Source organism: Anabaenopsis elenkinii CCIBt3563 (genome assembly GCF_015245355.1).
In the GTDB taxonomy this organism is placed as follows: Bacteria; Cyanobacteriota; Cyanobacteriia; order Cyanobacteriales; family Nostocaceae; genus Anabaenopsis; species Anabaenopsis elenkinii.
This window is the reverse complement of record NZ_CP063311.1, coordinates 4,087,546-4,100,605: the sequence shown is the minus strand read 5'-3', so window position 1 is coordinate 4,100,605 and position 13,060 is coordinate 4,087,546. Positions and strand designations below refer to the sequence as shown.

The window sequence follows — 13,060 nt, the reverse complement described above, 5'->3', positions numbered from 1 at the left end:
GGTAGATGTGCTGCGAAGATTCAATTGGTAGATGCACCCTGATAACTAACTCCCCTGATTGGCTAACACCAGTTAGGGGATTTTTTTATGCTTTTCACAGAATTTTTCCGGAGGAATGGTAGATGTGCTGCAAAAATTAAATTAGAAAATTAAATTAGTAGATGTACCGTGATAATTAATTCCCCTGGGTGACTAACACTCACTGGGGGTTTTTTATTCTGCGGACAGCAACCATCATATCATTAATGATAATTTTGTCGAGAATAAACTCAACTCCTTGGTCTCAAAACAGATTACTGATCAATGCGTGCTGATAATTAACTCCCCTAGACTGCCACCACTGAGGGATTTTTTGTGTTGGGTATCACCAACATTCCCATTTGTGACAATTTTACCTGGAACATACTATTTATTCCTAGACACGTTTATTGATAGATAGACACTGACTGATAGCCAACTCCCCTGTCAGGCTGCTACCACTAGGGTATTTTGTTGTTCCAACAGGATAATAACAAATCTCGGAAAAGATTTATCCGGAGCGCTGAACCTAAACTAAGAACATTTAATTAGTAGATACACCCTGATAACTAACTCCCGTGGGAGATAAAGATTTGATAAATTTTTGAGGAAAAAAGCCTTCTGGTGAAAGCTTAACTCATTTGTAGTTGCTTAGGAAAGTATTATAACGCGAGATTTATCAAAATATTATACGATAGTTAGTTTTTATTTTTAATGATAACATTGCTTGTTAACCGGTTAACAGAGGAGTTAAGTCATTGCTTTATCATTGACGATATACAAGGCTAAAATCTGGTATATTGACAACAATCTCATTCATTGCTTTTATGTCATGTTACCGTGTTATTTCTTAGCTATTGCCTAACAACTCCCTTAATTTGCTTACTGGGAGTATCGGATTTAGAGTTTCCCGGACTCTAAGCTTTGGTTTTAACTTTAGTTAACCGTATATAATCAGATCCGGTTCAGGCTGATTCTCAGCAGCTTTGAGGCTAAAACCCCACTTACACCATCTAGATTTTTGCTTTTATTTCCTGGGATGATCAAAATAAATTTGGTAGATGTATTTGTTCTAGTTAATCATAACATACCATATCTTGGGCTGAATATCTAGATTCTTTTTCCCTAGATTTAAGCCCTTGCCCTTGGGCATCACGCCTCGTCAAACATTATTGATTGTTTTAAAATGTGCTCATGTCCGTGACATACTTCCAAAGTGATGCCAGTATACAGCGTGGGCTTCTGGGCAACTCTTGGTATCCTGTCAGACATATCAGGGGATGTCCTAACGCCAAGAACAATATAAAAATTTTCAACACCTTTGTACTGGCGGAATTTTACCTACTACACAAAGAGAGATACAGCCTCATGAATTTAGCTGTGATTAAATTTTCTTCAGAAGATTGTGGCATTTGCCACAAAATGTCTTTTTATGACCAGAAGGTAGCTGAAGAGCTGGGTTTACAATTCATTGATGTGAAAATGCAAGATACGGCTAGTTACCGTAAGTATAGAAAAGTCCTGTTATCTCAGTATCCAGATAAATCACAAATGGGATGGCCAACTTATATTATCTGTGATTCTCCAGAGGCAGAATTTCAGATTATAGGTGAAGTTAAAGGGGGTCATCCCAAAGGTGAGTTTAGAATTCGTCTACAAGAGGTTCTCAATTCCATAGATAGTTAGAAATTGTCAACGACTTGAAATGATGTGACTTCTAGGACTGGGCCTATCATGGCTATGGTCATAATGTCTTCACGCACTTGTCCTGTAACTTTTACTGTTTGTCCCGCTTGGAGCAAGTTCTTGTCAGCAGTTTTGAGGATTTCGTAAGTCGTACCCTCATCGGTAACTAACGCCCAAGCGCCAGTACCAATATCTCGGCGTTGAATAGTACCTTTTACTGTAATGCTCATCTTGTTGGCAATTGGAGAGTGGTAGGGAGTGGGGTTTTGCCAGTAGGCAAAATACCCCATTGCCTTATTATGCTGTTTGAGTGGCGCTTTTCAATGCTAAACGAGCTAGTCCATAACAGAGTAAGGCGTTGGTGACCAGGAAAGTCCGAGCTAGATAGCTACTTCCTAAGCCCCAAACTGCTGGATCGTAAATGGTACTAACTATTAAAAAGGCGGCGTAGCCGAGACTCGAACCAATGGCGAACCATTTCCAGCTAGGATGTCCCAAGAATAAGGCTATTAAAACTATGGGGATGAGGACGCTAGCAAAGATGGGATTTAAGGCGTTAGTTCCTTGTAGGGTGTTACCTAGTTCGGGAATGGAACTACCTAACATCCGGAAAGGCCATTGGGGGAGGTCAAAGATGTATATCCCTTTGAGGAAGAATAACCCAGAACTACCAGCAATTAAGCCACTGGATAAAGACCAACTCCAGGTGAAGGGGAAGTAAACTCGCAAAAACCAAGCTAGGAGATAGGAACCTAAGACCATCAAGAGCTTTGGTATTAGCGCTACTGCACCGCCATCAATCCAAAAACGGGGGTTGAGATAGCCGTTGTCTCGTAACCACCTAAAGAAGTCTTGAAAGTTGATTTGTCCTTGGACGGCTAGTTTAACCGCAGCTTCGGCATTCAGTTGTCCAGCGCCATAATAGTTGAAGCTATCATCCTCGATCGCTCTGGCGGATTGTTTGAGGACTTTTAATACCTCCTCTGGTTGTGTGACTCCAGAAGCTTTAATTAATGCGGCCACACCTGCAACATGGGGTGCAGCCATGCTTGTTCCCTGGAGTCCTAAAAATACTCCTTGATTATTGTTTTCGGGGTCGATGGTTTCTTGAAGAATTGTCCCTGCTTCACTACCACCGGGAGCAGAAATGTCTACGCCAGCGCCAAAATTGGAATAGGGGGCTTTTTGTCCGTCTGGACCAAATGCAGCTACGCCAATCACATGGGGGTAACGTGCGGGATAACTAGCCCCATTTTGGTTTTCGTTACCGGCGGCGGCGACAATTGTTACACCTTTTTTATGGGCGTACTCAATGGCCTGTTTCATGAGTTGGCTTTCACCACCACCGCCTAAGCTCATGTTAATCACATCGGCACCGTTATCAGCAGCGAATTTAATTGCTTCGGCAATATCGGCTACTGTTCCGCCACCATAGGCACTCAGTACTTTTAATGGCATGAGATTGGCTTCGTAGGCAATGCCGGCTACACCGTATTTATTGTTGGTAGTTTGGGCAATAGTTCCGGCAATGTGAGTACCGTGTCCATTGTCATCTGTGGCTTCTTCGCGATCGCTCACAAAATCATAACCTTTAACAAACTTCGTGTCCTGCAGGTCACGCACACGAGTTATCCCAGTGTCAATTACAGCCACTGTGACGCCCCTGCCTTTAGTTTGACTCCATGCTCCTTCTATGCCAATGTTGTGTAGATTCCACTGTTTGCTGTAATATTGGTCGTTGGGACCAGTTAATGTGGGTTTTGCCTGGTCTAGCGATGGTACAATTTCTTCAAACCAGCTTGGCGCTTCTGGGAGGGGAATCTTTCTATAGATGTAATTAGGCTCGATTAATTGTGTAAGTTGGGCGAATGGGGATTGTTTGAGCTTTTTTAGTCGCTGGCGATCGCCTTCAATGATATACACATTATCTGACCCTAAGAATTGATTATCTAATCGGGGTGTGACATTGTATTCCTGAGAGATCGCTTGCAAGTTCTGCTGTAATACTTCTGGGGTAATATCTTGGCGAAAATCTAACACAATAGTCTCAAATTCGCCTTTAGCTGCTAAACCCTGACAATTCAGGAAGCCGAAAACAGCAGCACCCAGCCCGATGACAAACAAGCATAATAATATAAGTCTTTTCATATTAACTGATCACCGCTTTTTGCCAGTTTGCTCACTACCATAACCTATCTGCATACCTGGTTGGGGACTTTGAACAATTTTTACGATTGAGGACTATTGAAACAATGGAACGTGGTCTGTTATGGTTACCCTTGCTAGTTGTATTTTTCTGGTTAGCTTGGCAAGGCTCAAAAGAATACCAGAAGGTCGAATCATACCGCCTGTGGGCACTGGAATTTGACAAATCCAAGTATGATATTTACGCGGTACTGGGTTTAAAAGATAACCTGATAACCTGGGGAAAACCCACGCCCAAAGGTCCGATGAAATTAGCAACTTTTTCCTTGGTGGATGTTAAAGATATACATCTGTTAGTAGATGACAAAGTAGTACAATTAGATAAATGTCCCCAAAAAGGTCGAGTGATTCAGTTAGAATTTATCTTGTCTGAGTTCCAGTCAGTAAGCATTCCATTTACAGAAATTCCTCTAGCTGCAAATTGGGTGAAGTATTTACAGGGAGTCATGGCAAGTTTAAAGACACAATAAAATCAGTAGTCAATAACCGATGCCATGAACGCTCAAATAACTCACACAGTACCCGTAGCTCTCACCATTGCTGGTTCAGATAGCGGTGGCGGTGCAGGTATTCAAGCTGATTTACGTACTTTTGCTTTTCACCGTGTCCATGGTACCAGTGCCATTACCTGTGTCACAGCCCAAAATACCTTAGGGGTAGCGCGGGTTGATGCTATCCCCGCCGAGGCGGTAATAGCCCAAATTCAAGCCGTGGTCGGTGATATTGGTGTACAGGCTGCAAAAACCGGAATGTTACTCAACCGAGAAATTATCTGTACTGTAGCCCAGCAAGTGGAAGCATTACAAATTAATAACTTAGTAGTCGATCCCGTAATGGTATCACGCACAGGAGACCAACTCATTGATAATGATGCTGTACAGACTATGACCCGTAAATTGTTGCCTCAAGCAGCCATTGTGACACCAAATCGTTACGAGGCACAGATATTAAGTGGGTTACCAATTAATACATTAGACGATATGCGGGCCGCTGCTCAAGTTATCCACCGCAATTTTAAGGTAAAAGCCGTCTTGGTCAAGGGTGGGGGAATGCAGGGTAACTACCGTGGTGTTGATATCTGGTTTGATGGGCAAAAACTGCAAACTTTAATTACAAAACAAGTAGACACAAAAAATACCCACGGTACTGGTTGTACACTATCAGCAGCCATCACCGCTAACCTAGCCCTGGGTAATGATTTGTGGCCATCTGTACAGCAGGCAAAGGAGTATGTCACTAATGCACTCACTTATGCTTTAGATATTGGCAAAGGACAAGGACCTGTGGGACATTTTTTCCCCCTGTTATAAATCTCATCAGGATATTCTCGCGATCGCTTCTAAGTTGATTATGGTTTGATAGTATTTATGTACGATATATAACGCAACTTTTGATACTAACTTAGTTTATGCAAACAATCCCAAATTCGGTGCATGACCATCCCGCCAAACCATCTACATCTAAAAGTTACCCTACTTCCGTGCCCCTGTACGTATATCGACAGTTGGCACATGAGTTACATATAACACAAGTAAAATTAGATGCATTGACTAGTCAAAATCACCAACTACACCAAGAAAATCAATTACTACGCCAAGAAATTAGCAAAGTAGTTCAGTCTTGTTTGCATCTGCAAAACTATGTCAATTCTAGTTCTCATGGGAGTAATTCCCAAGTTACTGATGTTACTGGTAAACTGAAAAGTCCAGCCCCAAAATCCCATCCTCGGCAGCATCCACCCGTAGTTAACCACACCAGCCATGAACCTGAGTTTTCCGCACCTGTAGAAACAAATCACCAGATACCAGAAACATTTTATCTAGAACAGCAAGAAGTCAACTATTATTCCCCCACAGAGAAAAAAGTCAAAGAATTGAGTAGCTGGTGGTTAGCTATGATGATTCTGTTGTTGATCCTCACTGCTTTTGGGGCAGGATATTTGATTATGGCTCCTTTATTTAAACCTCAAAATCCCTAGTTTATACTTCCATAAACCCCAGTCAGAACTATATCAGTGGTATACAGAGCTTAAAAAAAGTTGCAATTTTTACATATTTTTGAAATTTAGCGCTAATGGTAAAAGTGGTTGACTTAAATCCCCGACCGGACCAGTCGGTGAGTATGTCAAATCTGCTTAGATAGATAAACAAACCTATCAGAAATTAGGAGTCAAGATGATGAAAAAAGTAGAAGCCATTATTCGCCCATTTAAGCTTGACGAGGTAAAAATTGCCTTAGTCAATGCTGGTATTGTGGGTATGACAGTTTCTGAAGTCCGGGGATTTGGACGGCAAAAGGGGCAAACAGAACGTTATCGCGGTTCTGAATACACTGTTGAGTTCCTGCAAAAACTGAAAGTCGAAATTGTGATTGAGGATAACTTGGTTGATATGGTAGTGGATAAAGTTATTGCTGCTGCCCGCACCGGGGAAATTGGCGATGGTAAAATTTTCATCTCACCTGTAGAGCAAGTTATACGTATTCGTACTGGCGAAAAGGATATAGAAGCGGTTTGAGTATTGGATTCTGTTAAGTAGCTGATCTTGGGAAGACCAGCCCCAGGATGGGGAGTGTCAACTAAAGAGCAGATCACAAGCTCACCCTGTGGAAATCTGATGTAGAACTAAAAAATCAAACCATACCCCCAATTTTCGACTATAGCGGGCAAAATGCCCGCTAACCACCAAAAACTCTGCTGCTCATTCGGTGACAAATTAAAATTAAGTTTATTAAACAATATTATAATTTTAAGTCGAAATATTCTGAAATATTACTGAATCTCATTTCAATCAAAACCAGATGATCATTCCTCACTAGAATTGATATCAGGATGATTTTGTTGCCGTGATGTGGGGAATGGATAGAAAAAAGTACAAATGTCACTCATCTTCTGCGAACAACTCCAACAGGAATCATATATAGCATTTCCCATGCTCTTGAGGTGCACAGTTTTTTAGTTTTAGGGAACACACCAGAACAGGAAATAAATTGGTGTGTACTTCATTAGACACACAGAAAGGCTTTATAAATATTTCCTTTATTTCCTTTCTATATTTCTTAGCAATCATGCTCGGCAGAGCAAGTGCCAGATGAGATTTTAGAAAGACAGTTTTTATAATTAAGATTGGAGAAAATCATGAATTACTGTCCTTGTTGTTCAGGATTACTGTTAGCCCATATACGCCCTTCCGGCTTGGCTTGGTTTTGCCCCCATTGTTGGCAAGATATGCCAGTATTTAATGTAGAAGATTGCAGTTCCTTAGAAAAGGCTTTTGCCGCAGATAGCTTAGTAGAGACAACTAAATACCGCGATCGTCTGAAAATCTATGGAATTTCGTCTCTACCTTGATGTGAAAAAGAACTCTTATTGGACACTCCCAGATTAATAATTAGGTTTTATCTAAGAAGTTGTTTGATAAGTCATGATTAGTGTATCAACTATTGTTTGACCCCACCCTAACCCTCCCCTTGTAAGGGGAGGGGACTGGATTTTATTGTTTTTTGTGCGGTCTGTGAGCGAAGTCGATAGCAATAGCGTGGCGTTAGCCATACCGTGTTCACCAATCCTTCCCAATCCTTCTGGTGTTCCCTGTTCGGTGTGTTCCGGTGTTCCCTAATATAAAAATTACCTGTTTAATACTTTCCAAACAACCTCTAAGAAGTTGTTGTCTATCTTGCTTGATACTGGAATTTGACCGTCTTAATCTTCTTCCCACATTTCATCACTCAATAGGTCAATAATTCTATCTCTGAGTAGATATTCATGCTTTTCTAGCTCCTGCTCAAACAAGATCCACTCACGATTAGGAACATACCTACATAGAGAGTAAATTGGCTGTTGTCGGTGGAGTAGTCCCTGTTTGACCAGTCGACGTGCTTCTTCTCTAATCATGCCAATATCATATTTAACAGCAGTATCCATAACTCATTCTTTTTCTTTTTGAAGTAAATAGTTTTCTGCCTCTATCTTCCAGGGAGCAAAAAAATGGGGAAAACTCTGAAGAATTAAGACACACCAACCCCACCAAAGCCATTTTGTCTTCTGTAGGCAGGAGTTACACAGGTAAATTCCGCTTTGGAGTTACCCTAGACTAACTACCTGTACACTTTGCTCAGAATGGCATATTTAGCGGGGAATTGCTATCAGTCTTTAGGTAGACCCCTGGAAAAGTAGTTTTGAGACTACCGGACTCAGAGGGGGTAAAACCTTTGGGTTCTGGCTTTGTGGGCTTGTGTGTGTATGCCGGATCTTTCTGCTAAAGTGGAAAAGTACTAGTAGGTTTGCCCTTACCGCGTTTGAGATGAATTCCGAAGGCAAAGCCAGCGCCCTTACTGCTAGGAAAAATAGACAAGCTCAACCGATTTATACTCCTGAGCCACTGGCATTGCTGCGTCGCCCTCCTGTAGCGCTATTGCTGCAAATATTACCGCCAAAAACCAGCAAAAAGTTACAAATATCAGCACGGCGGGTAGTGGCTGAAATGAATTTAGAGGAAATTAGTGACTTTGAATTGCGTCAGGCACGGATTTATATTGGTTTAAGTTTTGTTGGTTTTGGGGCGTTGATGATCCTAGTGCTGCTACTTTATTTGAATTCTTTGCATCCAGCACTGAGTACCATGGATCAAGTTCGCCAATTTTGGTATAAATATGTTTGGTTTGTCAGCTTGGGCATAACGGGGATGTTTATTTTGGGTAGAGAAGCCATGCGGCCTACTCCTGGGAGTAAAAAATTCAAAAAACATTAAGTTATGTGGGTGGAAAATCATCTATTGGGTTAAGTGAGGTTAGACGGTCTACCCCTGCTATTGCTTTTTGATCCATTGCATCCTGACCATAGAAAAATATGGCAGGGGAGTGTCAATACATAAGTTATTAGGCTTTGGGTATTAGGTAGCGAAATAAATATTACAGATGGGGTAAGAATAACTTTCCCCTGATCACCTTATCCTTCATTCCTCATTCCCTATTTATTTATGACTGCTCCAGAAAAAAACCCTGAGTTTGAAAATCTACTGACCTATCTCAGACAAAGCCGGGGATTTGATTTTACAGGTTATAAGCGTTCAACTTTGATGCGTCGGGTACATAAGCGGATGCAATCTTTGGGTATAGAAACTTTTGGAGATTACTTAGATTATTTAGAAGTTGATCCAGAGGAATTTCATCACCTGTTTAACACAATCCTGATTAACGTCACGGCATTTTTTCGAGATATCTCTGCCTGGGAATACTTGGCTAAGGAGGTGTTACCGAAGATTTTAGCTCGAAAAAATAACTCTGATCCCATCCGGGTTTGGAGTGCTGGTTGTGCTTCTGGTGAGGAGGCTTACAGTGTGGCTATACTCATGGCTGAACTTTTGGGAGTAGAGGAATGTCGGCAAAGGGTAAAAATTTATGCTACAGATATAGATGAAGAAGCTTTGAATCAAGCTCGTCAAGCTGTGTATTCACCTAAGGATATCCAGTTGATACCATGGGGACTGGAAAAGAAATATTTTGAGAGTACGGGAAATAACTATGTTTTCCGTCAAGACTTGCGACGTTCAGTAATTTTTGGTCGTCACGACTTGCTGCAAGATGCTCCCATTTCTCGCTTAGACCTGTTGGTATGTCGTAACACGCTGATGTATTTTAATTCTGAGACTCAGTCGCGCATTATGGCTCGGTTTCATTTTGCTCTCAATGATGCAGCCTTTCTGTTTTTGGGTAAGGCAGAGATGCTATTAGTGCATTCCAATTTATTCACCCCCCTAGAGTTAAAAGATCGCATATTTAGTAAAGTATTAGTAGCAAATATACGCGATCGCTTGTTGGGGATGGTAAATACATTAGAGCCTGAATCTAGCTACCGAGGATCTAGATATACTCGGCTGCGAGAGATAGCTTTTGATTCAGGATCTGTAGCCCAAATAGTTATAGATATCAATGGTATACTGGTGCTGACCAACCACAAAGCTCGCAGTGTGTTTGGTCTTTCACCCCAGGATTTAGCTCGTCCTTTTCAGGATTTAGAACTTTCCTACCGACCTGTAGAATTACGTTCACCCATTGAACGGGTTTATACTGAAGGCTGTAGTATTACTTTAACAAACGTTCCTCGCTATTTACCCAATGGAGAACGGCAATATTTAGATGTAGCAATTATACCTTTAGAAGATGTTGATAATTCCCTGCTAGGTGTGAGTATCACTTTTATTGATGTGACTCGTTTTATTCAACTTCAAGACGCCCTGCAACGTTCTGGACAAGAATTAGAGACTGCTAACGAAGAACTCCAATCTACCAATGAAGAATTACAAACAATCAATCATGAACTGGCCGATCGCACCACAACACTTAACCGTACTAATCTTTTCTTAACTGGGATTCTCAAAAGTCTACAAACAGGAATCATCGTCATTGATCACAACTTGAATATTCTAGTTTGGAATTATGTAGCAGAGCATTTATGGGGGTTAAGAACAGAAGAAGTATTAGGAAAATCTTTATTTAATCTGGACATTGGTTTACCTCTGGAGCAACTGCGATCGCCTATCCGCGATTCCCTATCTGGAAACAAGGGGTTTCAGGAAATGATTTTAGATGCTACCAATCGCCGGGGAAGAACAATAGAATGTTATCTGGCTATTACCCCCCTATCTAGTAACGAAATTGAAGGCATAGTATTGATGATGACGGATGTAGAACAAGTTAAAAGTATGATTTCTCAGGAAGCAATTGCTCAAAGACGACAACAGCAACAGGAGGTTAATCAATAGCTAATTATTTGCTAACAATAGATTATATATGCTCATAAATGCTCAGATAGCAGTATGACTTATGTCCCACTACGAGAAGCAGTCAAAAAACTGGTACTGCACCCAAACACTTTAAGGAAGTACGCAGACAATGGCAAGATTGAAAGCATCAAAAACAAGCGGGACAAAGACTTTTTAACGTTGAATCCTACCTTTGCATCACAAACATAATGATCAAAAACTTAGAGCAAGCGATCGCCGGGGCGTATCAGCGACTAGAAAATTTATCCCTGCGTGCTGGTGAAATAAGACCCGAAGATAATTCTACAACAGCAGTATTGGAAGAAGCCATAGGCGAAACTGCAATTTCTTTAGAAGAACTGGAAGTATTAGCCGAAGAACTCACACAGCAAAACCAGGAATTAGTTGCAACTCGCCACCTTTTAGAAGTCAAGCGCCAGTGTTACCAGGATTTATTCAATTTTGCCCCGGATGGATATTTACTCACCGATGTTAATGGTGTAATTCAAGAAGCCAACTATGCTGCAGCCCAGTTACTCCATGTCCGCCAGTCTTACCTCATAGGGAAACCCTTGGCTGTGTTTCTACATCAGACAGAACTACCTAAATTTTACCAAATCATTGGGCAATTGCGCCAGCAAACAGAGAAACACACACAACAGTTACGGATATTTCATCAGGAAGGTAAAATAGACTTCGTGGCTGAATTTACCCTGGGGGTAGCTCAAGATTATTCTCAGGCCAAAATCAAAGGCTTGAGATGGCTATTTCGGGACATTAGCGATCGCCTGCAAGCAGAGGAAAAAATTCGCCAACAAGTGGCACTCTTGGATATGACCACAGATGCCATTCTCATCAGAGATTTGCACAACGAAATTTTATATTGGAATCAAGGCGCCGCAAATATTTATGGTTGGCGGGCGGAGGAAGTCATAGGAAAGAATACCTGGGAAATTTTATCAGCAGAGGCTTCCCCCCAACTTTTAGAGGCCTTGGAAACTGTTCTCAAGGATGGTTCATGGTGCGGGGAATTACGGACACTCACTAGAAAGGGTAAAAAAATCATCGTTAATAGCCGTTGGACACTCATGTATAGTCCTACCGGTTTACCCCAATCTATTATGAGTGTGGATACTGACATCACGGATAAAAAACAACTAGAAATAGAACTTTTACGTACTCAGAGATTGTCAACCCTAGGTACTTTGACTCATGCGATCGCCGATGACCTGCACAATATTTTTGCTCCCATGATCATAGTAGCTGAACTTTTGCCCCTCCAACATCCAGAATTAAATCAAAGTTCCTTAGAAATGCTGAAATTATTGGCCAGCAATAGCAAACTGGGGATGAACTTAGTCCAGCAAATTCAGTCATTTACCAGTCACATTCAACCCCAAGGCTCAATAGCCTCAGTATCACATCTCATCCAAGAAGTAGAGCAGACAATCAAATCCATATCCCCAAAACCCATAGATATTCATATAGATATACCTATTGATCTCACGGTTTTAGGAGACCAAACCGAACTACATGAACTCTTAGTTAAATTATTAGTCAATGTCTGTGATGCTATACCTGAAGGTAGCCAAGTGCGAATTTCTGCACAAACAGCCTTGATGGACGACAGCCATGTGAAAACCCATAGGGGGGACAAAGTTGGTTTCTACATAGTAATTACAGTTACTCATACCGGAGCTACTATTCATCCCCAAATCATCGATGAGATTTTCACACCATTCACTAGCCAGCCATGGGGTAAAAATAGTACCATCGGGCGGTTGGTGACAGTATCAACTCAAGTGGGAGTTGGTAGCGAGTTGAGAATCTACATTCCCTGTATTAAAATTTATAATTTACCCAGAGGAAAACAGGGGAAACTTCCCATAGGTAACCAGGAATTGATTTTAGTGGTAGATCAAGAGACGGCCATTACCCAAATTACCAAAACTACATTAGAAATTCATAACTACAGAGTATTAATTGCGACTAGTGGAATTGAAGCCCTTGCCCTCTACACCCAGCACCACCAAGACATTAAACTAGTATTAATAGATATGATGATACCATTGATCACAGGGGAAAATACCATTCACACTTTGCAAATCATTAACCCAGAGGTACACATAATTGCCATGAGTCAATTGGCTACTGTTGAGGCCTTAACAAGAACTGATATCACAGGGATTCGGGGATTTTTAGCAAAACCCTTTACTGCAGAGCAATTATTAAATGTCATACATGATGCTCTGGTATCTAGCATCAGCTCACCCTAGACATAGGAATCTAGTTGACTTGCATTTACCTAAGTTGGGGAAAGCAGCCCAGTAATCGCCTAGTGAGGGTGAGGTACAATGCAAACAAATATTTAAATTATGAGTGACCGATCC

13 protein-coding genes are annotated in these 13,060 nt (G+C 41.3%); 10 read left to right on the top strand and 3 right to left on the bottom strand.

Features of this window, described 5'->3' with window-relative positions:
* Positions 1–1,386: 1,386 nt before the first annotated feature.
* Entirely contained in the window at positions 1,387–1,704 is a 318-nt protein-coding gene (locus IM676_RS18010) for a thioredoxin family protein (protein WP_200990270.1), read from the top strand.
* On the opposite strand, the gene IM676_RS18005 is transcribed toward IM676_RS18010, so the two are convergent.
* Together IM676_RS18005 and IM676_RS18000 are read right to left on the bottom strand one after the other, a co-directional pair.
* Complete coding sequence (locus IM676_RS18005) at positions 1,701–1,934, bottom strand: hypothetical protein (protein ID WP_200988147.1); 234 nt, start codon at positions 1,932–1,934, stop codon at positions 1,701–1,703. The two genes, IM676_RS18010 and IM676_RS18005, sit on opposite strands and share 4 nt — an antisense overlap.
* Before the next feature lie 67 nt (positions 1,935–2,001).
* Entirely contained in the window at positions 2,002–3,852 is a 1,851-nt protein-coding gene (locus tag IM676_RS18000; protein WP_200988146.1) for a S8 family peptidase, read from the bottom strand.
* A gap of 104 nt (positions 3,853–3,956) precedes the next feature.
* Here IM676_RS18000 and IM676_RS17995 point away from each other — a divergent pair, with 104 nt between their 5' ends.
* From IM676_RS17995 to IM676_RS17975, 5 genes are all read left to right on the top strand, one after another.
* Positions 3,957–4,379 carry a hypothetical protein gene (locus IM676_RS17995; protein WP_200988145.1) on the top strand — a complete coding sequence of 141 codons (423 nt, stop codon included), beginning with the start codon at positions 3,957–3,959 and terminating at the stop codon, positions 4,377–4,379.
* A 24-nt stretch (positions 4,380–4,403) separates the two neighbouring features.
* Positions 4,404–5,219 carry a bifunctional hydroxymethylpyrimidine kinase/phosphomethylpyrimidine kinase gene (gene thiD, locus IM676_RS17990; protein WP_200988144.1) on the top strand — a complete coding sequence of 272 codons (816 nt, stop codon included), beginning with the start codon at positions 4,404–4,406 and terminating at the stop codon, positions 5,217–5,219.
* Positions 5,220–5,317: 98 nt separating this feature from the next.
* Complete coding sequence (locus tag IM676_RS17985; RefSeq protein ID WP_200988143.1) at positions 5,318–5,887, top strand: hypothetical protein; 570 nt, start codon at positions 5,318–5,320, stop codon at positions 5,885–5,887.
* A gap of 199 nt (positions 5,888–6,086) precedes the next feature.
* Positions 6,087–6,425 (top strand): P-II family nitrogen regulator, encoded by a 339-nt coding sequence (locus IM676_RS17980; RefSeq protein WP_200990269.1) that lies wholly within the window; start codon positions 6,087–6,089, stop codon positions 6,423–6,425.
* 620 nt (positions 6,426–7,045) lie between these two features.
* A complete protein-coding gene (locus IM676_RS17975) occupies positions 7,046–7,258 on the top strand; it encodes a hypothetical protein (protein WP_200990301.1) in 213 nt (70 codons plus the stop codon).
* 351 nt (positions 7,259–7,609) lie between these two features.
* Here the strand turns inward: IM676_RS17975 and IM676_RS17970 are convergent, their stop codons facing one another.
* Positions 7,610–7,831 carry a DUF4327 family protein gene (locus IM676_RS17970; protein WP_200988142.1) on the bottom strand — a complete coding sequence of 74 codons (222 nt, stop codon included), beginning with the start codon at positions 7,829–7,831 and terminating at the stop codon, positions 7,610–7,612.
* Positions 7,832–8,210: 379 nt separating this feature from the next.
* On the opposite strand from IM676_RS17970, the gene IM676_RS17965 reads away from it, so the two are divergent.
* From IM676_RS17965 to IM676_RS17950, 4 genes are all read left to right on the top strand, one after another.
* Entirely contained in the window at positions 8,211–8,657 is a 447-nt protein-coding gene (locus tag IM676_RS17965) for a hypothetical protein (RefSeq protein ID WP_200988141.1), read from the top strand.
* A gap of 228 nt (positions 8,658–8,885) precedes the next feature.
* Positions 8,886–10,670 (top strand): CheR family methyltransferase, encoded by a 1,785-nt coding sequence (locus tag IM676_RS17960; protein WP_200988140.1) that lies wholly within the window; start codon positions 8,886–8,888, stop codon positions 10,668–10,670.
* Between the two features lie 54 nt (positions 10,671–10,724).
* Positions 10,725–10,880, top strand: a complete 156-nt coding sequence (locus IM676_RS17955; RefSeq protein WP_225880396.1) for a hypothetical protein — start codon at positions 10,725–10,727, stop codon at positions 10,878–10,880.
* On the top strand, positions 10,880–12,946 hold the full coding sequence (locus tag IM676_RS17950) for a hybrid sensor histidine kinase/response regulator (RefSeq protein ID WP_225880395.1): 2,067 nt from the start codon (positions 10,880–10,882) through the stop codon (positions 12,944–12,946). Before IM676_RS17955 ends, IM676_RS17950 begins: the two co-directional genes overlap by 1 nt.
* The last annotated feature ends 114 nt before the right edge of the window (positions 12,947–13,060 follow it).